At 69.0% G+C, this 20,954-nt stretch carries 25 protein-coding genes and 1 pseudogene; 23 read left to right on the top strand and 3 right to left on the bottom strand.

The window, feature by feature from the left end; translation table 11 throughout:
- Positions 1–3: 3 nt before the first annotated feature.
- From rplR to truA, 15 genes and pseudogenes are all read left to right on the top strand, one after another.
- The gene (rplR, locus tag AB0E78_RS26710; RefSeq protein WP_344522013.1) at positions 4–387 is read left to right on the top strand and encodes a 50S ribosomal protein L18; all 384 of its coding nucleotides are present in this window, start codon (positions 4–6) and stop codon (positions 385–387) included.
- Between the two features lie 46 nt (positions 388–433).
- Entirely contained in the window at positions 434–1,036 is a 603-nt protein-coding gene (rpsE, locus tag AB0E78_RS26715) for a 30S ribosomal protein S5 (RefSeq protein WP_160506669.1), read from the top strand.
- On the top strand, positions 1,036–1,218 hold the full coding sequence (rpmD, locus tag AB0E78_RS26720; RefSeq protein WP_041985698.1) for a 50S ribosomal protein L30: 183 nt from the start codon (positions 1,036–1,038) through the stop codon (positions 1,216–1,218). The genes rpsE and rpmD overlap by 1 nt, the downstream gene beginning before the upstream one ends.
- A gap of 1 nt (position 1,219) precedes the next feature.
- The gene (rplO, locus tag AB0E78_RS26725) at positions 1,220–1,675 is read left to right on the top strand and encodes a 50S ribosomal protein L15 (protein ID WP_249588330.1); all 456 of its coding nucleotides are present in this window, start codon (positions 1,220–1,222) and stop codon (positions 1,673–1,675) included.
- Between the two features lie 223 nt (positions 1,676–1,898).
- Positions 1,899–3,212, top strand: coding sequence for a preprotein translocase subunit SecY (secY, locus tag AB0E78_RS26730; protein ID WP_361837225.1), 1,314 nt, complete (start codon positions 1,899–1,901; stop codon positions 3,210–3,212).
- On the top strand, positions 3,212–3,865 hold the full coding sequence (locus AB0E78_RS26735) for an adenylate kinase (protein WP_361837228.1): 654 nt from the start codon (positions 3,212–3,214) through the stop codon (positions 3,863–3,865). Before secY ends, AB0E78_RS26735 begins: the two co-directional genes overlap by 1 nt.
- Positions 3,866–3,976: 111 nt before the next feature.
- Positions 3,977–4,813 (top strand): type I methionyl aminopeptidase, encoded by an 837-nt coding sequence (gene map / locus AB0E78_RS26740; RefSeq protein ID WP_361837231.1) that lies wholly within the window; start codon positions 3,977–3,979, stop codon positions 4,811–4,813.
- 84 nt (positions 4,814–4,897) lie between these two features.
- Positions 4,898–5,065, top strand: a pseudogene (locus AB0E78_RS26745) (type I methionyl aminopeptidase); the annotation flags it as partial.
- A 162-nt stretch (positions 5,066–5,227) separates the two neighbouring features.
- The gene (gene infA / locus AB0E78_RS26750; protein WP_003948620.1) at positions 5,228–5,449 is read left to right on the top strand and encodes a translation initiation factor IF-1; all 222 of its coding nucleotides are present in this window, start codon (positions 5,228–5,230) and stop codon (positions 5,447–5,449) included.
- Between the two features lie 57 nt (positions 5,450–5,506).
- On the top strand, positions 5,507–5,620 hold the full coding sequence (gene rpmJ, locus AB0E78_RS26755; protein WP_003974245.1) for a 50S ribosomal protein L36: 114 nt from the start codon (positions 5,507–5,509) through the stop codon (positions 5,618–5,620).
- Positions 5,621–5,799: 179 nt separating this feature from the next.
- Positions 5,800–6,180, top strand: a complete 381-nt coding sequence (gene rpsM / locus AB0E78_RS26760) for a 30S ribosomal protein S13 (protein ID WP_135332566.1) — start codon at positions 5,800–5,802, stop codon at positions 6,178–6,180.
- A gap of 65 nt (positions 6,181–6,245) precedes the next feature.
- Entirely contained in the window at positions 6,246–6,650 is a 405-nt protein-coding gene (rpsK, locus tag AB0E78_RS26765) for a 30S ribosomal protein S11 (protein WP_003948617.1), read from the top strand.
- 120 nt (positions 6,651–6,770) lie between these two features.
- Positions 6,771–7,793 (top strand): DNA-directed RNA polymerase subunit alpha, encoded by a 1,023-nt coding sequence (locus tag AB0E78_RS26770; protein ID WP_016645160.1) that lies wholly within the window; start codon positions 6,771–6,773, stop codon positions 7,791–7,793.
- A gap of 130 nt (positions 7,794–7,923) precedes the next feature.
- A complete protein-coding gene (gene rplQ, locus AB0E78_RS26775) occupies positions 7,924–8,421 on the top strand; it encodes a 50S ribosomal protein L17 (protein WP_361837235.1) in 498 nt (165 codons plus the stop codon).
- Between the two features lie 80 nt (positions 8,422–8,501).
- On the top strand, positions 8,502–9,356 hold the full coding sequence (gene truA, locus AB0E78_RS26780; protein WP_361837238.1) for a tRNA pseudouridine(38-40) synthase TruA: 855 nt from the start codon (positions 8,502–8,504) through the stop codon (positions 9,354–9,356).
- Positions 9,357–9,389: 33 nt separating this feature from the next.
- On the opposite strand, the gene AB0E78_RS26785 is transcribed toward truA, so the two are convergent.
- Positions 9,390–10,235 (bottom strand): hypothetical protein, encoded by an 846-nt coding sequence (locus AB0E78_RS26785; RefSeq protein WP_361837240.1) that lies wholly within the window; start codon positions 10,233–10,235, stop codon positions 9,390–9,392.
- 74 nt (positions 10,236–10,309) lie between these two features.
- Here AB0E78_RS26785 and AB0E78_RS26790 point away from each other — a divergent pair, with 74 nt between their 5' ends.
- The 4 genes from AB0E78_RS26790 to glmM all read left to right on the top strand — a co-directional run bounded on the left by AB0E78_RS26790 (position 10,310) and on the right by glmM (position 14,192).
- Positions 10,310–11,521: a glycosyltransferase family 87 protein gene (locus AB0E78_RS26790; protein WP_361837242.1), complete on the top strand. Its 1,212-nt coding sequence runs from the start codon at positions 10,310–10,312 to the stop codon at positions 11,519–11,521.
- Positions 11,522–11,734: 213 nt separating this feature from the next.
- A complete protein-coding gene (rplM, locus tag AB0E78_RS26795) occupies positions 11,735–12,178 on the top strand; it encodes a 50S ribosomal protein L13 (protein ID WP_361837244.1) in 444 nt (147 codons plus the stop codon).
- Positions 12,179–12,220: 42 nt separating this feature from the next.
- Entirely contained in the window at positions 12,221–12,742 is a 522-nt protein-coding gene (gene rpsI / locus AB0E78_RS26800; RefSeq protein ID WP_249588321.1) for a 30S ribosomal protein S9, read from the top strand.
- 91 nt (positions 12,743–12,833) lie between these two features.
- Positions 12,834–14,192 carry a phosphoglucosamine mutase gene (gene glmM, locus AB0E78_RS26805; protein WP_361837248.1) on the top strand — a complete coding sequence of 453 codons (1,359 nt, stop codon included), beginning with the start codon at positions 12,834–12,836 and terminating at the stop codon, positions 14,190–14,192.
- On the opposite strand, the gene AB0E78_RS26810 is transcribed toward glmM, so the two are convergent.
- Positions 14,189–15,136: a DUF389 domain-containing protein gene (locus tag AB0E78_RS26810; protein ID WP_361837250.1), complete on the bottom strand. Its 948-nt coding sequence runs from the start codon at positions 15,134–15,136 to the stop codon at positions 14,189–14,191. The two genes, glmM and AB0E78_RS26810, sit on opposite strands and share 4 nt — an antisense overlap.
- Positions 15,137–15,196: 60 nt before the next feature.
- A complete protein-coding gene (coaA, locus tag AB0E78_RS26815) occupies positions 15,197–16,195 on the bottom strand; it encodes a type I pantothenate kinase (RefSeq protein ID WP_361837253.1) in 999 nt (332 codons plus the stop codon).
- Positions 16,196–16,295: 100 nt separating this feature from the next.
- Between coaA and AB0E78_RS26820 the strand changes: the two genes are divergently transcribed.
- The 4 genes from AB0E78_RS26820 (at position 16,296) to AB0E78_RS26835 (ending at position 20,945) form a co-directional block, all read left to right on the top strand.
- Positions 16,296–16,664 carry a holo-ACP synthase gene (locus tag AB0E78_RS26820; RefSeq protein ID WP_361837256.1) on the top strand — a complete coding sequence of 123 codons (369 nt, stop codon included), beginning with the start codon at positions 16,296–16,298 and terminating at the stop codon, positions 16,662–16,664.
- 22 nt (positions 16,665–16,686) lie between these two features.
- A complete protein-coding gene (locus tag AB0E78_RS26825; RefSeq protein WP_361837259.1) occupies positions 16,687–18,162 on the top strand; it encodes an NAD(P)H-hydrate dehydratase in 1,476 nt (491 codons plus the stop codon).
- A 400-nt stretch (positions 18,163–18,562) separates the two neighbouring features.
- Positions 18,563–19,723, top strand: a complete 1,161-nt coding sequence (alr, locus tag AB0E78_RS26830; RefSeq protein ID WP_361837262.1) for an alanine racemase — start codon at positions 18,563–18,565, stop codon at positions 19,721–19,723.
- Between the two features lie 13 nt (positions 19,724–19,736).
- A complete protein-coding gene (locus tag AB0E78_RS26835) occupies positions 19,737–20,945 on the top strand; it encodes an alpha/beta hydrolase (protein ID WP_361837264.1) in 1,209 nt (402 codons plus the stop codon).
- Positions 20,946–20,954: the final 9 nt, after the last annotated feature.

Raw genomic sequence — 20,954 nt, forward strand, 5'->3', positions numbered from 1 at the left:
GCCATGGCATACGGTGTGAAGATCGCCAAGGGTGACGCTTACAAGCGTGCCGCCAAGGCCCGCCGCCACATCCGCATCCGCAAGAACGTGTCGGGTACGGCGGAGCGTCCGCGCCTCGTCGTGACTCGCTCCAACCGCAACATCGTTGCTCAGGTCATCGACGACCTCAAGGGTCACACCCTTGCGTCCGCGTCGACCCTGGACACCACGATCCGCGGTGGCGAGGCCGACAAGTCCGCGCAGGCCAAGCAGGTCGGCGCGCTCGTTGCCGAGCGTGCCAAGGCCGCGGGTGTCGAGACCGTCGTGTTCGACCGCGGTGGCAACAAGTACGCCGGGCGCATTGCCGCTCTGGCGGACGCCGCCCGCGAAGCCGGGCTGAAGTTCTAAGCCCCGGTTCCGGAGCTAGCGGACGTAACAGAGAGAGGTAATTCCAATGGCTGGACCCCAGCGCCGCGGAAGCGGTGCCGGTGGCGGCGAGCGGCGGGACCGAAAGGGTCGCGACGGTGGCGCTGCCGCCGAGAAGACCGCATACGTTGAGCGCGTTGTCGCGATCAACCGTGTCGCCAAGGTTGTCAAGGGTGGTCGCCGCTTCAGCTTCACCGCGCTGGTCGTGGTGGGCGACGGTGACGGCACCGTAGGTGTCGGATACGGCAAGGCCAAGGAAGTTCCCGCGGCCATCGCCAAGGGCGTTGAAGAGGCCAAGAAGAACTTCTTCAAGGTTCCGCGTATCCAGGGCACCATCCCGCACCCGATCACGGGCGAGAAGGCCGCAGGCGTCGTCCTGCTCAAGCCTGCTTCCCCCGGTACCGGTGTTATCGCCGGTGGCCCGGTGCGTGCTGTGCTCGAGTGCGCCGGCGTTCACGACATCCTGTCGAAGTCGCTCGGTTCTTCGAACGCGATCAACATCGTGCACGCGACCGTGGCGGCCCTCAAGGGCCTGCAGCGTCCCGAGGAGATCGCGGCTCGCCGTGGTCTGCCCCTCGAGGACGTCGCCCCCGCGGCTCTGCTTCGTGCACGTGCGGGAGCGGGTGCGTAATGGCCCGTCTCAAGATCACGCAGACGAAGTCGTACATCGGCAGCAAGCAGAACCACCGCGACACGCTGCGTTCGCTCGGGCTCAAGCGCCTGAACGACGTGGTCGTCAAGGAAGACCGCCCCGAGTTCCGCGGAATGGCTAACACCGTCCGCCACCTCGTGACGGTTGAGGAGGTCGACTGACATGGCGGAGCAGAACCCGCTGAAGGTCCACAACCTCCGGCCCGCCCCGGGCGCCAAGACCGCCAAGACCCGTGTGGGTCGTGGTGAGGCGTCCAAGGGTAAGACCGCTGGTCGTGGTACCAAGGGCACCAAGGCCCGTTACCAGGTTCCGGAGCGCTTCGAGGGTGGCCAGATGCCCCTCCACATGCGTCTCCCGAAGCTCAAGGGCTTCAAGAACCCGTTCAAGACCGAGTTCCAGGTCGTGAACCTCGACAAGCTGAGCGCGCTGTTCCCCGAGGGTGGCGAGGTCACCGTTGAGGGTCTCGTCGCCAAGGGTGCCGTTCGCAAGAACAGCCTCGTCAAGGTCCTCGGCCAGGGTGAGGTCACCGTGGCGCTGCAGGTGACGGTTGACGCCGTCTCCGGCTCCGCCAAGGAGAAGATCACCGCCGCCGGCGGTACCGTCACCGAGCTCGTCTGAATTCTTCAGGCCACTCGATGACTTGAGCGATTCCCAGCCGGGGATGCCCCACAAAAGGGGCATCCCCGGTTGGTCGTTCCAAGGGGGGCACGGTCGCCGGTAAGGTGGCGTGCACTGTCTAAGCTCCGTGCGGTCCGCCGTGCGGTTTTTCTGACTGATACGTATTCGTCGATCCTCAGACCACTACCTCTGACGCACGCGCGCGGGGGTCGCAGGAGGCACCGTGCTCACCGCGTTCGCCCGGGCGTTCAAGACGCCCGACCTGCGCAAGAAGCTGCTCTTCACTCTCGGCATCATCGTGATCTATCGGATCGGTACGCACATTCCGATCCCGGGCGTCAGCTACAAGAACGTCCAGGTCTGTATGGACCAGGCCAACTCCAACCAGGGGTTGTTCGGTCTGGTCAACATGATGAGTGGCGGGGCGCTGCTGCAGATCACGATCTTCGCGCTCGGCATCATGCCGTACATCACGGCGAGCATCATCCTGCAGTTGCTGACCGTGGTGATCCCGCGGTTGGAGGCGCTCAAGAAGGAGGGCCAGGCCGGCACGGCGAAGATCACGCAGTACACGCGTTATCTCACCGTCGCGCTCGCGATCCTCCAGGGCACCGGCCTCGTGGCCACCGCACGCACGGGCTCGCTGTTCTCCGGCTGCCCCGTCGCCACCGAGATCGTTCCGGACCAGTCGATCTTCGTGACCGTCACCATGGTCATCACGATGACCGCGGGCACGGCCTGTGTCATGTGGCTCGGTGAGCTCATCACCGACCGCGGCATCGGCAACGGCATGTCGATCCTGATGTTCATCTCGATCGCCGCGACCTTCCCGAGCGCCCTCTGGGCGATCAAGAAGCAGGGCTCCCTGGCCGACGGCTGGATCGAGTTCGGCACCGTCATCGCGGTCGGTCTCGTCATGGTCGGTCTGGTCGTCTTCGTGGAGCAGGCTCAGCGCCGCATTCCGGTCCAGTACGCGAAGCGCATGATCGGTCGCCGTTCCTACGGCGGCACGTCGACGTACATTCCGCTGAAGGTCAATCAGGCGGGCATCATCCCTGTGATCTTCGCCTCTTCACTGCTCTATATCCCCGCTCTCGTCGCCCAGTTCGCGGGTGGCAACTCCGGGTGGAAGCAGTGGATCGAGGCGAACCTGACCAAGGGCGACCACCCGATTTACATCGCGACGTACTTCTTGTTGATCGTGTTCTTCGCCTTCTTCTACGTGGCTATCTCGTTCAACCCCGAGGAAGTCGCGGACAACATGAAGAAGTATGGTGGCTTCATCCCGGGCATCCGGGCTGGCCGTCCGACCGCTGAGTACTTGAGCTACGTACTCAACCGGATCACGTGGCCGGGCTCGCTGTATCTGGGTCTGATCGCTCTCGTACCGACGATGGCGTTGGTGGGCTTCGGCGCGAACCAGAACTTCCCGTTCGGCGGGACAAGCATCCTGATCATCGTGGGTGTGGGTCTGGAGACCGTGAAGCAGATCGAGAGCCAGCTCCAGCAGCGCAATTACGAAGGGTTCCTCCGCTGATGCGAATCGTCCTCGTCGGGCCGCCCGGTGCGGGCAAGGGAACGCAGGCCGCGTTCCTCGCCAAGAACCTGAAGATCCCGCACATCTCCACGGGCGACCTCTTCCGCGCCAACATCAGCCAGGGCACGGAGCTGGGCAAGCAGGCGAAGGCGTTCATGGACGCCGGGAACCTCGTCCCCGACGAGGTCACCATCGGCATGGCGCACGACCGCATGATGCAGCCGGACGCCGTGAACGGCTTCCTGCTCGACGGCTTCCCGCGGAACGTGTCGCAGGCCGAGGCCCTGGACGAGTCGCTCAAGACGGACGGCCAGAAGCTCGACGCGGTGCTCGACCTGGAGGTCCCCGAGGACGAGGTGGTCAAGCGCATCGCCGGCCGCCGCATCTGCCGGAACGATTCCAGCCACGTCTTCCACGTGACGTACAGCAAGCCGAAGGCCGAGGGCGTCTGTGACGTCTGCGGCGGCGAGCTCTACCAGCGCGGGGACGACAAGGAAGAGACCGTGCGCAAGCGTCTCGACGTGTACCACCGCGAGACCGAGCCGATCATCGACCACTACAAGGCCCAGGGCCTGGTGGTGACGATCTCCGCGCTCGGCAAGGTGGACGAGGTCACGAAGCGTGCGATGGACGCGCTCAAGGGCGACAAGTAGCCCGTACGCAGTCCAGTACGCTGTTTCGGCCGCGGTGCCCCTCGGGGGACCGCGGCCGTAGTGTTGTGTACGTAGCCGGTTGTTGGACGGATGACGGAGAGCGGAAGCCCCATGGTGCAGATCAAGACCCCCGAGCAGATCGCGAAGATGCGTGAGGCGGGCCTTGTCGTCGCCGCCATCCACGCCGCGACACGCGAGGCGGCGGTGCCGGGCGCCACCACGAAGGACCTGGACGACGTCGCGCGCAAGGTGATCGCCGAGCACGGCGCGAAGTCCAACTTCCTCGGGTACGGCGGCTTTCCGGCGACGATCTGCACCTCGATCAACGAGGTCGTCGTACACGGCATCCCGGACGACAAGACCGTCCTGAAGGACGGCGACATCATCTCCGTCGACGCGGGCGCGATCATCGACGGCTGGCACGGCGACGCCGCCTACACCGCGTTCGTGGGCACCGGTCACTCCCCGGAGCTCGTTGAGCTCTCCCGGGTGACCGAGGAGTCGATGTGGGCCGGCCTGGCCGCCATGAAGCAGGGCAACCGGCTCGTCGACATCTCCCGCGCGGTCGAGACGTACATCCGCCGCCAGCCGAAGCCCGGCGGCGGCAAGTACGGCATCGTCGAGGACTACGGCGGCCACGGCATCGGCACCGAGATGCACATGGACCCGCACGTCCTGAACTACGTCGGCCGTGGCCGCGGCAAGGGCCCCAAGCTGGTCCCCGGCCTCTGCCTGGCCATCGAGCCCATGGTCTCCCTCGGCACCCCCCGCACGGAGGTCCTGGAGGACGACTGGACCGTCATCACGACGGATGGCACCTGGTCCTCGCACTGGGAGCACACGATCGCGCTGACGGAGGAAGGTCCGCTGGTCCTGACGTCCCCGGACTGCGGCAGGGCGAAGCTGGCGGAGTACGGGGTGACGGTGGCTCCGGATCCGCTGGCCTGAGCCGACGCCGACGGACGGAGTCCGGCGCAGCCGCTCGAAGCTTGTGAGGCGCCCTTGGCGCCGATCCCGCGAGAGGGGCGTCGAGAGATGGTCGACTGGACCGTGATCACGACGGATGGCACCTGGTCCTCGCACTGGGAGCACACGATCGCGCTGACGGAGGAAGGTCCGCTGGTCCTGACGTCCCCGGACTGCGGCAGGGCGAAGCTGGCGGAGTACGGGGTCACTGTGGCGCCCGATCCGGTGGCCTGAGCCCCGTTGTGGCGTTGCTTAAAGATCTTGTGCGTGGGGCAGACTTCCTCGATTCGTCTTTCCGGGGTGCCTGACGTAGACTGCCTCGTCGGCTCTCGTGCATCCGTGTGTCTGCATGCGGCGTACGAAGTCGATCAAGGTAGTCGATTCGAAGGGCAAAGCGTGGCCAAGAAGCAAGGTGCCATCGAGATCGAAGGCACTGTCGTCGAGTCTCTCCCGAACGCCATGTTCAAGGTAGAGCTCCAGAACGGCCACCAGGTCCTGGCGCACATCAGCGGCAAGATGCGCATGCACTACATCCGCATCCTCCCTGACGACCGGGTCGTGGTGGAGCTGTCTCCGTACGACCTGACGCGTGGCCGGATCGTCTACCGGTACAAGTAGATCTTGCCCTGACCCCATTCGCGTGGGGTGATGGCACTGACCCGGAGAACCTCACCAATGAAGGTCAAGCCGAGCGTCAAGAAGATCTGCGACAAGTGCAGGGTGATCCGCCGTCACGGCCGGGTCATGGTTATCTGCGACAACCCGCGCCACAAGCAGCGCCAGGGCTGACGCACGACTGCAGTTCGCAGATTTTCGCGCGACGCACGTAAAGCACATGTGCAGGACCCGTCCCTCTTCAGTAATGGAGGGCGACACCCCCGGTCGGAGGCCGGGGACCCAGGATGTACCTCGTACGGCACCTGGGAACGGTCCTGCTGAAGACCTCCGAAAATCAACAGGAGCCTTGAATGGCACGCCTTGAAGGTGTTGACCTCCCGCGCGAAAAGCGTGTCGAGGTTGCCCTCACGTACGTGTTCGGCATTGGCCGCACGCTGTCTCAGCAGACGCTGGACGCCACCGGTGTGGACCGCAACACCCGTGTTCGTGATCTGTCCGAAGAGGACCTGATCAAGATCCGCGAGTACGTGGACGCGAACATCCAGACGGAGGGTGACCTCCGCCGCGAGATCCAGGCCGACATCCGCCGCAAGGTCGAGATCGGTTGCTACCAGGGTCTTCGTCACCGTCGTGGCCTGCCCGTCCGCGGTCAGCGCACCAGCACGAACGCTCGTACCCGCAAGGGCCCGCGTCGCGCCATCGCCGGTAAGAAGAAGCCGGGCAAGAAGTAGTCCTCGCTCAGCGGTCTATCGACAGCTGTCGCTGCAGGACCGACCACCTCCCGTAGGAGTAATAGATGCCCCCCAAGGGTCGTCAGGGCGCTGCCAAGAAGGTGCGCCGCAAGGAAAAGAAGAACGTCGCTCATGGGCACGCCCACATCAAGAGCACGTTCAACAACACCATCGTCTCGATCACGGACCCCACGGGCAACGTGATCAGCTGGGCCTCCGCCGGCCACGTCGGCTTCAAGGGCTCGCGCAAGTCGACTCCGTTCGCCGCGCAGATGGCCGCCGAGTCGGCCGCGCGTCGCGCCCAGGAGCACGGCATGCGCAAGGTTGACGTCTTCGTGAAGGGCCCCGGCTCCGGCCGTGAGACCGCGATCCGTTCGCTTCAGGCGACCGGGCTCGAGGTCGGCTCCATCCAGGACGTCACCCCCACGCCGCACAACGGCTGCCGTCCCCCCAAGCGTCGCCGCGTCTGACGCACGTCGCTTGACCCAGGGATTCTCGGGCGGTGCGGCTCCTCGGAGCCTCACCGCCCGTACCCTTGCAGTACTCAAGGGCATCAAATAGTGGGTGCCCATGACTGAAGGAATCACTTCATGCTGATCGCTCAGCGTCCCTCGTTGACCGAAGAGGTCGTCGACGAATTCCGCTCCCGGTTCGTGATCGAGCCGCTGGAGCCGGGCTTCGGTTACACCCTCGGCAACTCCCTGCGTCGGACCCTTCTCTCCTCGATCCCGGGTGCGGCCGTCACGTCCATCCGCATCGACGGTGTCCTGCACGAGTTCACCACCGTGCCGGGCGTCAAGGAAGACGTCACCGACCTCATCCTCAACATCAAGCAGCTGGTCGTTTCCAGCGAGCACGATGAGCCCGTCGTGATGTACCTGCGCAAGCAGGGTCCCGGTCTCGTCACCGCCGCTGACATCGCCCCGCCGGCCGGTGTCGAGGTGCACAACCCCGACCTGGTCCTCGCCACGCTGAACGGCAAGGGCAAGCTGGAGATGGAGCTGACCGTCGAGCGCGGTCGCGGCTACGTCTCCGCCGTCCAGAACAAGCAGGTCGGTCAGGAGATCGGGCGCATCCCGGTCGACTCGATCTACTCGCCGGTTCTCAAGGTCACGTACAAGGTCGAGGCCACGCGTGTCGAGCAGCGCACCGACTTCGACAAGCTGATCGTCGACGTCGAGACCAAGCAGGCCATGCGCCCGCGTGACGCCATGGCGTCCGCCGGTAAGACCCTGGTCGAGCTGTTCGGTCTGGCCCGCGAGCTCAACATCGACGCCGAGGGCATCGACATGGGCCCCTCGCCGACGGACGCGGCCCTGGCCGCCGATCTCGCCCTGCCGATCGAGGAGCTCGAGCTCACCGTTCGGTCGTACAACTGCCTCAAGCGCGAGGGCATCCACTCGGTGGGCGAGCTCGTGGCCCGCTCCGAGGCGGACCTGCTCGACATTCGCAACTTCGGTGCGAAGTCGATCGACGAGGTCAAGATGAAGCTCAATGGCATGGGCCTCGCGCTGAAGGACTCGCCTCCCGGCTTCGACCCGACCGCCGCCGCTGACGCCTTCGGCGCCGACGATGACGCGGACGCGGGCTTCGTGGAGACCGAGCAGTACTGATTTGGCCTGTGGCCCGGTCGCGCCCGCGCGGCGGAGCCGCATGTTGATACAGACCCGCGCCCCTTACGGGGCGCGGTGCCACTGACCCCGGTACCTGATACGGCCGGGGCAGACAACAAGGAGAAACACCATGCCGAAGCCCACCAAGGGTGCCCGTATGGGCGGCAGCGCCGCGCACGAGAAGCTTCTGCTGGCGAACCTCGCCAAGCAGCTCTTCGAGTACGGCCGCATCACCACCACCGAGGCGAAGGCCCGTCGTCTGCGTCCCTACGCGGAGCGTCTGGTCACCAAGGCGAAGAAGGGTGACCTTCACAACCGCCGCCAGGTGCTGTCCGTCATCACCGACAAGAGCATCGTGCACACGCTCTTCACGGAGATCGGCCCGCGCTACGAGAACCGCCCGGGTGGTTACACCCGTATCACCAAGATCGGTAACCGTCGTGGCGACAACGCGCCCATGGCTGTCATCGAGCTGGTCGAGGCCCTGACCGTGGCGCAGGCTGCCACCGGTGAGGCCGAGGCGGCCACGAAGCGCGCCGTCAAGGAAGACGCCCTCAAGAAGGACGACGCGCCCGTCGAGGACGCGAAGCCGGCTGAGGACGCTGCCGAGGAGTCCAAGGACGCCTGAGGCTCTGCCTTGCAGTGAGCGGGTCCGCCCTTCGGGGCGGGCCCGCTTTCGCATGCCGGTCCGGCTGAGAGGATGTTGGTGTGAGTGATGAAGTAGAGCCCGGGTTCGTGCGGGTGCGTCTCGATCTTTCGTACGACGGCAAGGACTTCTCCGGCTGGGCCAAGCAGAAGCAGGGGCAGCGGACCGTCCAGGGCGAGATCGAGAGCGCGCTGCGGACCGTGACGCGGTCGCAGGAGACGTACGAGCTGACCGTCGCCGGGCGGACCGACAGCGGGGTGCACGCCCGGGGGCAGGTCGCCCATGTCGATCTGCCGGAGAGCGTCTGGGCCGAGCACAGTGACAAGCTGCTGCGGCGGCTTGCCGGGCGCCTGCCGCACGATGTGCGGGTCTGGAAAGTGGCGGAGGCTCCCGCCGGGTTCAACGCGCGGTTCGCGGCCGTGTGGCGGCGATACGCCTATCGCGTGACCGATCACCCGGGCGGTGTCGACCCCCTGTTGCGCAGTCATGTGCTGTGGCACGACTGGGAGTTGGACCTCGATGCCATGAATGCCGCCGCCGAGAGGCTCCTCGGCGAGCATGACTTCGCCGCCTACTGCAAGAAGCGCGAGGGCGCCACGACCATTCGTACGCTGCAGGAGCTTCGATGGGAGCGGCGGGCCGACGGGATCCTCGAAGCGACCGTGCGGGCCGATGCCTTCTGCCACAACATGGTGCGGTCCCTGGTCGGGGCGATGTTGTTCGTGGGTGATGGGCACCGGCCCGTGGAGTGGCCCGCCAAGGTTCTTGCCGCCGGGGTGCGGGACTCCGCCGTGCACGTCGTACGGCCGCACGGACTGACCCTTGAGGAAGTCGGTTACCCCGCCGACGAGTTGCTCGCCGCGCGCAGCAAAGAGGCGCGCAACAAGCGGACGTTGCCCGGCGCCGGGTGCTGCTGAGCCCCGGCTGCCGGACGCCCGACTGCCGGACCGCTACGGGGCGTTGGCCGCGGCGGAAGCCTGGGCCTCGCCCCGCCGGTTGATCTGGCCGAAGGCGAAGCGGCCCAGGTCGTCGCCGACCGTGTAGACCTTGCGCTCCTTCGGCGTGACGTCCTTGTCGCTGGTGAAGCCGGACGTCGTGAAGTAGGCGTAGCGGCCGTAGGCGTTGTAGGTGCCGCGGCACACCGCCGTCTGGCAGAAGGCGGGGACGCCCTTGCCGGGCAGCGCGGTGACCAGGCCTTCGTTCGCCTCGTCGTTGACCTTGGCGGCCTGGGCCGCCGTGTCGAAGACGGCGACGCCGACCGTCACGGCGATGTTGTCCTTCACGTAGCTGGCGCGGAAGAGCTGCGTGCAGTCGTGCTTGGTGAGGACCGCGGCGAGCTTGGGCTGGGTGACGCTCGCGCACTTCTTCGTACCGCTGGTGGCGCCCTTCTTGTAGACGCGGTCGCCCGAGGTCAGCGTCTTGCCCGGGAAGAGGATGTCGGCGCTGAGCGGTGCCTTGTCCTTCTTGGCGCTGGAGATGAACTCCTTGGGGTCCGGCGGGGGCGGCGGCGTCGTCTCCTCGAAGGACGGGCCGGGCTTCTCGCTAGCGCCGGGGATGTCCGCGGTCGAGGGCAGCTCGCTCGCCGGTTTGTTCGACGTGGAGGTGTTGTCGCTGTTCGCGGAGACGACCGCGATGGCGACGGCGGCGGCGACCACGACGGTGGCGAGCGCGCCGCCGCCGATCATCAGCCATTTGCGGCGCCGGGTGCGCGATTCGGACGCCTCGGCGAGCGCCGCCCAGTCAGGGGTCTGTGAATCCCCTGGACCCCACTGAGGTCCCCCTTGCCCAAAGCTCATGCGCCGCATCTTAGACGGGGAGTTGGGGATGTTGAGCGGGGGCCGGGGGAGGGGTCCGACCTAGCCTGATCGCTATGAATACGGGCAAAGTAGCTGTTAATGGGTGGTTGCTGCGGCCGGTGACCTGGCATGCCTGGGCGGCGCTCGGGGCCGTGCTGCTCGCCGCGGTCGTCCGGGTGGGGCTGCGCGGCCCGGACGGCGGGATGGACAACGCCATCGTGGTGCGGGCCGCCGAGGCCTGGCTGGAGGGGCGCTCGCCCTACGCCGACCGGCACTTCCTCTATCTGCCGGGTGCCGTGCTCGCCGCCGTGCCGCAGGCGGTGCTCCCGCAGGCCGTCGTGCGGTTCCTCGTCCCGGCGGGGGTCGCCGCCTCGCTCGTCTTCGGGTGGGGGTGTGCGCTGCGGATCCACGGGGTGCCGTGGCGCAGCCGGTTCGCGGTGTTCGGGCTGCTCGCGCTCGCCGTGGGGTTCGCGCCGTTCGGGCACCTCGTCGACCTCGGCAACTGGACCGTGGCGTCGGCGGCCGCGCTGCCGCTCGCGCTGCTGTTCGTGTGCCGGGGCAGGTGGGTGGCCGCGGGTCTGGTGATCGGGGCCGCCGTCGCCGTGAAGCCGCTGCTCGCTCCCGTGGTGCTGCTCTTCGTCTTCGCGCGGCAGTGGCGGGCGCTGGGGGCCGCGGTGCTCGTGCCCGCGGTGGTGTCTGCGGGGGCGGCGCTCGCGATGCCGGACCCGGCGGGCTTCTTCACGCGGACGCTGCCGTTCCTGCTGCGGGGCGACGACAGCTTCGTACGGCTCTATGAGGCGTCGCCCGCGGCCGTGCTGCCGCGCCTCGGGGTGCCGCAGGGGGCGGCGACGCTGCTGGCCCTCGTGGCCGCGGGTGCCGGGGTGTGGTGTGCGTGGCGGCGCTGGCGGGGCGGTGTCGGGACGGTGGAGCAGCGGGTGGCCGAGACGGCCGTGATGCTGATGCTGGCGGCCTTCCTGGTGTCCAGGCCGTCGTACGACCACTATCTCCTCGTCGTCGTGCCGCTGCTGCTCGCCGGGGCCGGGGAGCCCGGCGCGGTGGCCCGGGGGCCGTGGTTCTGGCTGGCGCTCCTACCGCAGATCCCGGGGTTCGCCTGGCCCTGGCTGGAGCCGGGCACCAGGCGGGCCTTCCGGGACTCCGTGACGCTCTGTGTGCTGGCGCTCACGGTCGCCCGGAGCTGCGTCCGGGCGGGCGGGGCCACGCTGGAAAGTGCAGACGTGCCTGAGGCGGGGGAGTCGGCGGTGCCGGTCTCCGGAGCCGCGTTTTGACCCGTACGGGGCGGCGCGGGTAGTCTCGACGATTGTTATGCGTATTGGTGTCATCGTTCTCACGCGAAGGGCCCATACGTAACGGTTCCCTGGAGCAGTTACCAGTGGCTCGCATACGGGCAGCGTCCCCGGCATTGTGAGCCCCAGCTGCATGATCGCTTCCTGGGTGCCGTGTGTCTGGACCCCATCCACTGAAGAAGCGAAGGCTACGAAGTGCGTACGTACAGCCCCAAGCCCGGCGATGTGACCCGCCAGTGGCACGTCATTGACGCTCAGGACATCGTCCTGGGTCGTCTGGCGACCACTGCCGCCAACCTCCTGCGGGGCAAGCACAAGGCGATCTACGCCCCCCACATGGACATGGGCGACTTCGTCATCATCATCAACGCCGAGAAGGTTCACCTCTCCGGCAACAAGAAGACCCAGAAGATGGCGTACCGCCACTCCGGCTACCCGGGTGGTCTGCGTTCCGTCCGCTACGACGAGCTTCTTGCGAAGAACCCCGAGAAGGCCGTCGAGAAGGCCATCAAGGGCATGATCCCCAAGAACACCCTGGGCCGTCAGATGCTCTCGAAGCTGAAGATCTACGCGGGCGACCAGCACCCGCACGGCGCTCAGCAGCCGGTCCCGTTCGAGATCACCCAGGTCGCGCAGTAGTTCCGGCCACCCCCAAAGACGTAAAGAATTCTGAGGAGAATCGTGGCCGAGACCACCGTTGAGCAGCCGGTCGAAGAGACCGAGGTTGTTGACGTAGAGCAGTACACCACCGAGTCCGAGGCGCCCGTCGAGGGCGAGTACACCTCGGAGTCGAACGCCGCGCGCTTCGGCGACCCGCAGCCGGCCGCCGGCCTGGGCCGTCGCAAGAACGCCATCGCGCGCGTCCGGATCGTTCCGGGCACCGGCAAGTGGAAGGTCAACGGGCGCACGCTCGAGGACTACTTCCCGAACAAGGTCCACCAGCAGGAAGTCAACGAGCCCTTCAAGGTGCTCGAGCTCGACAACCGCTACGACGTCATCGCCCGCATCTCGGGTGGCGGCGTCTCCGGTCAGGCCGGTGCGCTCCGTCTCGGTGTCGCCCGTGCGCTGAACGAGGCCGACGTCGACAACAACCGCGCCGCCCTCAAGAAGGCCGGTTACCTCAAGCGTGACGACCGTGCGGTTGAGCGCAAGAAGGCCGGTCTCAAGAAGGCCCGCAAGGCTCCGCAGTACAGCAAGCGCTAATCTGCCTGCTTGTACTTTTCGTTCGCCCCGGCGGCACGTTGTGTGCTGCCGGGGCGTTCGTTTATCGAAAAACCCCTGGAGGAGGACAGCAGTGGGACGACTCTTCGGTACGGACGGCGTGCGCGGTGTCGCCAACGCGGATCTGACGGCCGAGCTCGCGCTCGGGCTCTCCGTGGCAGCGGCTCATGTGCTCGGTGAGGTGGGGACGTTCGAGGGCCATCGACCCGTCGCGGTGGTCGGGCGTGACCCGCGCGCGTCAGGGGAGTTTCTTGAGGCCGCGGTGGTCGCCGGTCTCGCGAGCGCGGGCGTGGACGTCCAGCTCGTCGGTGTGCTGCCCACCCCCGCGGTGGCGCATCTCACCGGTGCGCTGGGCGCCGACCTCGGCGTGATGCTCTCCGCGAGCCACAACGCCATGCCGGACAACGGCATCAAGTTCTTCGCGCGCGGCGGCCACAAGCTGGCCGACGAGCTGGAGGACCGCATCGAGTCCGTCTACGAGGAGCACCGCACCGGCGCTCCCTGGCAGCGCCCCACGGGCGCGGGCGTCGGCCGGGTCACCACGTACGACCAGGGCCTCGACCAGTACGTCGCGCATCTCCTGGGTGTGCTCCCCAACCGCCTCGACGGACTGAAGATCGTCCTCGACGAGGCGCACGGCGCCGCCGCCCGGGTCTCGCCCGAGGCGTTCGCGCGCGCCGGCGCGGAGATCATCACGATCGGCGCCAAGCCGGACGGCCTGAACATCAACGACGGCTGCGGCTCCACGCACCTGGGCCTCCTGAAGGCCGCCGTCGTCGAGCACGGCGCCGACTTCGGTGTCGCGCACGACGGGGACGCGGACCGCTGCCTCGCCGTGGACCACACCGGTGCCGAGGTCGACGGGGACCAGATCCTCGCCGTCCTGGCGCTCGCCATGCGCGAGCACGGCACGCTGCGCTCGGACACCGTGGTCGCGACGGTCATGTCGAACCTCGGCTTCAAGATCGCCATGGAGCGCGAGGGCCTCGCCTTCGTGCAGACCGCCGTCGGCGACCGGTACGTCCTGGAGTCGATGAAGGAGCACGGCTTCGCCCTCGGCGGCGAGCAGTCCGGGCACGTGATCATCCTCGACCACGCGACCACGGGTGACGGCACTCTGACGGGCCTCCTGCTCGCGGCGCGCGTCGCCGAGACCGGGCGTTCGCTCGCGGAGCTCGCCGGGGTCATGGAGCGGCTTCCGCAGGTCCTGATCAATGTGCCCGACGTCGACAAGTCGCGTGTCAGCACCTCCGCCGAGCTGACGGCCGCCGTCGCCGAGGCCGAGCGTGAACTGGGCGAGACGGGCCGGGTGTTGCTGCGCTCCTCCGGCACGGAGCCGCTGGTGCGCGTCATGGTCGAGGCCGCCGACATCGAGCAGGCCCGGTCCGTGGCAGGACGCCTCGCCGACGTGGTGAAGTCGGCGCTGGGCTAGGCCCGTCGTGCCTTCGCGGTACGTTCGTGCTGCCTGGCCCAGAGCAGCTTCTGGGCGAGCAGCGTGAGCGTACCGGCGAAGACGATCCCGAGCAGGTTGAGCAGAAGCTGCTCCGTGGACCCCCAGGTCTGTCGCGCGTCCCCGTAGCTGAGTGCCACCGCCGCGTTGGCCGCTGCGGGGACCGTCGTCACCGAGATCGCGACGCCCACCAGGGCGCCCGACTTGGCCGAGGTCAGCGAGAGCATGCCCGCGGCTCCGGCCAGGACCGCCACGACGAACGAGAACCAGTCGGGCGCGTAGACGAAACCGGTGTTGGGGCGGTCCTGGTCCAGCTGCCTCTCGCTGAAGAGGCCGACCGCGTCCATGAAGAAGCTGAAGCCCACGGTCACCGCCATGGCGACGGCGAAGCCCGCCAGGATCGCGATCAGCGAGCGCAGGGCGAGCCGCGGCGCGCGCTGGACGAGCGCGGTGCAGAAGCCCGCCAGCGGGCCGAACTCGGGGCCCACCGCCATCGCGCCCACGATCAGGATCGCGTTGTCGAGGACGACACCGCAGGCCGCGATCATCGTGGCGATCGTGATGAAGGCCAGGTACGTGACCGAGAGCGTCGACTCCTCGTGCGTCGCGTCGGAGAGCTGCTCCCACAGGACCGCGTCCACGCCCTCGCCCGGCGCGTCGTCCTCCGCCTTGTCCGCGCGCGAGGACAGCGACAGGTCGATGTTCTCCAGCGCGATCGAGCCCGACTCGTCGATGCCGAGCTCGCGCAGGCCGCCGATCAGCGTGTCGCCAGCCTCACGGGCGACGTCGCACGTCACGACGTCGCCCGCGGGGTTGCGGGCCGCGCCCGGCATGACGGCCAGGTGCGTGGCGCCGACCGTCGTCTCGATCAGGCGCAGCACGTCGTCCGTCTTGTCCGCCGGGGTGATCAGGCGCAGATGCAGCATGCGCGCAGGGTAGCTGGCGGCGGTCCGGGGCCCGCCCGGGGCCCGTCCGGGGCCCGGAGGTCAGAGCTTGCGCAGGCTCAGGCGCTGCACCTTGTGGTCGGGGCCCTTGCGGATGACCAGGGCGGCACGGCCCCGCGTGGGGGCCACGTTCTCCAGGAGGTTGGGCTTGTTGATCGTGCGCCAGGTCGTGCGGGCGTAGTCCAGGGCCTCTTCCTCTGAGACCTGGGTGTACTTGCGGAAGTACGAGGACGGGTCCTGGAAGGCCGTGGCGCGGAGCTTCTTGAAGCGGTTCAGGTACCAGCGCTCGATGTCCTCCGCGCGCGCGTCCACGTACACGCTGAAGTCGAAGTAGTCGGCGAGACCCACGCGGGTGCGGCCGTCCTTGCCGGGGAGGGCCGGCTGGAGGACGTTGATGCCCTCGACGATGAGGATGTCGGGGCGGCGGACCGTGAGGCGCTGGTCCGGCACGATGTCGTAGATCAGGTGGGAGTAGACGGGCGCCGTCACCTCGTCCTTGCCCGCCTTGATGTCCGCCACGAAGCGGGTCAGGGCCCTTCTGTCGTACGACTCCGGGAAGCCCTTGCGGGACATCAGGCCCCGGGCCTCCAGCTCCTTGGTGGGCAGCAGGAAGCCGTCGGTCGTCACCCGCTCGACGCGCGGGTGCTCGGGCCAGCGGGAGAGCAGGGCCTGGAGGAGGCGGGCGACGGTCGACTTGCCGACGGCCACCGAACCCGCGACTCCTATGACGAAGGGCGTGCCCGACTGGGAGCCCTTCTCGCCGAGGAACGTGTTCAGGGCGCCGCGCAGACCGTCCGTGGCGCCCACGTAGAGGTTGAGGAGGCGCGAGAGCGGCAGATAGATGTCCCGCACCTCGTCCAGGTCGATGACATCACCCAGGCCGCGCAGCTCCTCCAGCTCCGCGGCGGTCAGGGGGAGCGGCGTCTTGTCACGCAGGGCGCTCCACTCGGTGCGGGTGAGGTCGACGTAGGGAGTCGCCTCCGGCCTGTGCCGGTGGGCGCTCCGCGCGGTCGTCGGGGGTTCGGAGACCGATGAGATCACAGTCCATTGTTACGGCTGTTTGAACGAGCCGGGGGGTGGGGTGCGTCACCCACTGCGGGGCTCGAAGGGTTAGGGTGCCCGGCCTCGTAGGCTGCTGCTCGTGATTATTGGGGTCGGAATCGACGTGGCCGAGATCGAGCGGTTCGAGGCGGCGCTGGAGCGTACGGCAGGGATGGCCGGGCGGCTGTTCGTGGAGCGGGAGTTGCTCCTGCCGAGCGGGGAGCGGCGCGGGATCGCCTCGCTGGCGGCGCGGTTCGCGGCCAAGGAGGCGCTGGCCAAGGCGCTGGGCGCGCCGGCCGGGCTGCGCTGGACGGACGCGGAGGTGTACGTCGAGGGGAGCGGGCAGCCGCGGCTCCGGGTGAAGGGGACGGTGGCCGCGCGGGCCGCCGAGCTGGGGGTGCGGTCCTGGCATGTCTCGCTCAGCCATGACGCGGGGGTGGCGTCCGCCGTGGTGATTGCTGAGGGCTAGGCCCTGGGTGACACTCGGGGGTATGCGTACTGCGTACCCGGTGGAGACGGTCAGGGCTGCTGAGCGGGAGTTGATGGCGCGGGTGCCGGAAGGTGCCCTGATGCAGCGGGCGGCGGCCGGCCTGGCGGTGGTCTGCGCCGAGGTGCTCGGCAAGGTGTACGGCTCCCGGGTCGTGCTGCTCGTGGGGAGCGGGGACAACGGCGGCGACGCGCTGTACGCCGGGGCGCGGCTTGCCCGGCGTGGGGCCGGGGTGTCCGCGGTGCTGCTTTCGCCCGAACGGGTGCATGAGGGCGGGGTGGCGGCCTTTCGGGCGGCCGGGGGGCGGGTTGTCGCCACCGGGGGCGCGGAGGGTGTGCTGCGCCGGGCGGATCTTGTCGTGGACGGGATCGTGGGGATCGGGGGGAAGGGTGGGTTGCGGGCCCCTGCCGCTGAACTGACTGCTTCTGTACGCGAGTTGAGAACCCCCGTGGTCGCCGTGGATCTGCCGAGCGGGGTCGACGCGGACAGCGGGGTGGTCGTCGGCGAAGCCGTGCGCGCCGATGTGACGGTGACCTTCGGGGTGCACAAGCCGGGGCTGTTGATCGATCCCGGGCGGGAGTACGCGGGGGTGGTGCGGCTCGTCGATATCGGGCTTGAGCTGGGCGCCGGTGCCGGTGCCGGTGCCGGTGCGGATGGTGGTGGTGTGGGTGGTGTTGAGGCTCTTCAGTACGCCGATGTGGCCTCGCTCCTGCCCATGCCGACCGGGGAGAGCGACAAGTACCGGCGGGGCGTCGTGGGGATCGTCGCCGGGTCCGCCCGGTACCCCGGGGCGGCGGTGCTCGCCGTCGCCGGTGCGCTGCGGGGTGGCGCGGGGGCCGTGCGCTACGTGGGGCACGCGGCGGACGCCGTCATCGCGCGGTTCCCGGAGACCCTCGTCTCCGCCGGGCCGCCGTCCAAGGCCGGGCGGGTGCAGGCCTGGGTGGTCGGGCCGGGGCTCGGGGACGATGCCGAGCGGCTCGCGGACGTGGTCGGCGCGGATGTGCCCGTACTGATCGACGCGGACGGGCTGCGGCTCGCCGACGCCGGGGCCGTGCGGGGGCGGGCGGCGCCGACCTTGCTGACGCCGCATGCGGGGGAGGCGGCGGCGCTCCTTGGGGTTGCGCGGGAGGAGGTCGAGCGTGGGCGCCTGGATGCTGTGCGGGAGCTGGCGGGGCGGTACGGGGCGACGGTGCTCCTGAAGGGCTCTACGACGCTGGTCGCGGATCCTGGGGGCCGGGAGGGCCCTGTGCGGGTCAACCCGACGGGGACGCCGTGGCTGGCCACCGCGGGCAGCGGGGACGTCCTTTCGGGGCTGGCCGGGGCTTTGCTCGCTGCGGGGCTCGGTGCGCGGGACGCGGGGTCCGTGGGGGCGTATCTGCATGGCCTCGCGGGGCGTCGTGCGGCGGATGGGGCGCCGGTGGGGGCACACGATGTGGCTGAGGCGATTCCGCTGGCTTGGCGGGATGTGCGGGGGGACTAGCGTCCGGCTTGGCGGTGCGGGTTCGCTGGGTCTTGGGTTTGGGTCTTGAGGTGCTGAGCTGCGCTGCCGTGCTGGGTGCGGTGTCGGTCCGTGTGGGGGTGCGGGGCCGCCGGTATGTCCGTCCTCGCTATCGTCCGGTGGCCGCGGGGTTGCTTCGGTTCCGGTGTGCTGCCGACCGCGGGTGCGCGGGGGCAGGGCCCCCGCCGGTGTTGCCCATGCCCCGGCCCACCCGAGCCGGAGATCCCCGACCCGCCCATCCGCACGTGGGTCACTCGCCTGCCCACCCCTGTGACGCTGCGGGGAGGGGCGCCGCCCTGGTGAGCGCAGGGGCTGATCCCGGGCCGCAAGGCGCCGCGCGGCTGCCAGGGTGTCAGCGGGCTCTGAGACACTGGTCGGCGTTATGACTGAGACCGCACCTTTGCGTGCCCGCGCCGAGATCGACCTGGCCGCCCTGAGGGCCAACGTGCGGGCTTTGCGTGCGCACGCGCCGGGAGCCGCCTTCATGGCCGTCGTGAAGGCGGACGCGTACGGCCACGGGATGGTGCCCTGCGCCCGCGCCGCCGTCGAGGCGGGAGCCACCTGGGTGGGCACCGCGACCCCGGAGGAGGCTCTCGCGCTGCGGGCCGCCGGGATCGAGGGGCGCCTGATGTGCTGGCTGTGGACCCCGGGCGGGCCCTGGCGCGAGGGCATCGAGGCCGATCTCGACATGTCGGTGAGCGGACTCTGGGCGTTGCGCGAAGTGTCCGCCGCCGCGCGGGCCGTGGGGCGTACGGCCCGCATCCAGTTGAAGGCCGACACGGGGCTCGGACGCAACGGCTGTATGCCCGCCGACTGGCCCGAACTCGTCTCGCAGGCACGGCAGGCCGAGACCGAGGGCCTGGTGCGCGTCACCGGGATCTGGTCGCACTTCGCGTGCGCCGACGAGCCGGGACACCCGTCCATCGCGGCCCAACTCGCCCTGTTCCACGAGATGGTCGCGGCCGCCGAGGAGCGGGGAATCCGCCCCGAGGTGCGGCACATCGCCAACTCGCCCGGCACGCTCACGCTTCCGGAGACGCACTTCGATCTCGTACGTCCCGGGATCGCGATGTACGGCATCTCGCCCAGCCCCGAGGTCGGCACCTCGGAGGAGTTCGGGCTGCGGCCCGTCATGCGGCTCAGCGCCTCGCTCGCCCTCGTGAAGCACGCCCCGGGGGGTCACGGCGTGAGTTACGGGCATCACTACGTCACCCCCGGCGAGACGACCCTTGGACTCGTCCCGGTCGGGTACGGGGACGGGATCCCGCGTCACGCGTCCGGCACCGGACCCGTGCTCGTCGGCGGCAAGCTGCGGACCGTCGCGGGAAGGGTGGCGATGGACCAGTTCGTGGTCGACCTCGGCGGTGACGAGCCGGCGGTCGGCTCCGAAGCCGTCCTGTTCGGCCCCGGTGACCGGGGCGAGCCGACCGCCGAGGACTGGGCGCAGGCGGCGGGCACCATCGCGTACGAAATCGTCACGCGCATCGGATCGCGTGTCCCGCGCGTCTATGTGAATGAGCGGCCGACAGCGGACGGCGTCTGAGGAGGAGCGGCACGTGAGCGAGACCAGCACGGGGGCGGCCGCGGACGCGGTGGCGGAGGTCGCCGCGGCGGCCGGAAACTGGCGCAGGGCCGGCTTCGCCGGTGCCGCGATCGGTGTCGTCGCCGCGGGCGCCGCGGCGGGTGTCGCCATCGAGCGGCTGACCGTGGGCCGCGGCATGCGCAAGAAGGCGCGGCTCGCACTCGACGCGTCCGGGCCGTACGGCTCGCTGCGCGGCCTGCCGGGCCAGGCGTACGCGGACGACGGCACGGAACTCTCGTACGAGGTGGACGAGGTCGAGCCGGACAGCGCTCAGACACCGCGCCGACGCAGGCTCTTCGGGCGCAGGACGCCCGCTCCCGTCACCGTCGTCTTCAGCCATGGGTACTGCCTGAGCCAGGACTCCTGGCACTTCCAGCGGGCGGCCCTGCGCGGCGTCGTGCGCTGCGTGTACTGGGACCAGCGCAGCCACGGCCGTTCGGCGCGCGGCGTGGCCCAGACGAACGGCACGCCGGTCTCCATCGACCAGTTGGGGCGTGACCTGAAGGCCGTCATCGACGCGGCGGCGCCCGAGGGGCCGCTGGTCCTCGTCGGGCACTCCATGGGCGGCATGACGACGATGGCGCTGGCCGACCACTACCCCGAGCTGATCCGCGAGCGCGTCGTCGGCGTCGCCCTCGTCGGTACGTCGTCCGGGCGGCTCGGCCAGGTCAACTTCGGCCTTCCCGTCGCCGGGATGAACGCCGTGCGGCGGGTGCTGCCGGGTGTCCTGAAGGCGCTCGGATCGCAGGCCGAGCTGGTGGAGAAGGGGCGGCGGGCCACCGCGGACCTCTTCGCCGGCATCATCAAGCGCTATTCGTTCTCGTCGAGGGACGTGGACCCGGCGATCTCGCGGTTCGCCGAGCGGATGATCGAGTCGACGCCCATCGACGTGGTCGCGGAGTTCTACCCGGCGTTCGCCGAGCACGACAAGACGGAGGCGCTCAAGTACTTCGCCGAGCTCCCGGTGCTCGTCCTGGCCGGTGACAAGGACCTGGTCACACCCAGCGAGCACAGTGAGGTCATCGCCGATCTGCTCCCGGACGCCGAGCTCGTGCTCGTCCCGGACGCCGGGCACCTGGCCATGCTGGAGCACCCCGAGGTGGTCACGGACCGCCTCGCGGACCTTCTCGTACGGGCGGGAGCGGTGCCCGCTTCGGCCGATGCACGGACGTCCAGCGGCTAACGTGGGTGG

This window comes from Streptomyces sp. NPDC032198 (assembly GCF_040636975.1).
GTDB lineage: Bacteria > Actinomycetota > Actinomycetes > Streptomycetales > Streptomycetaceae > Streptomyces.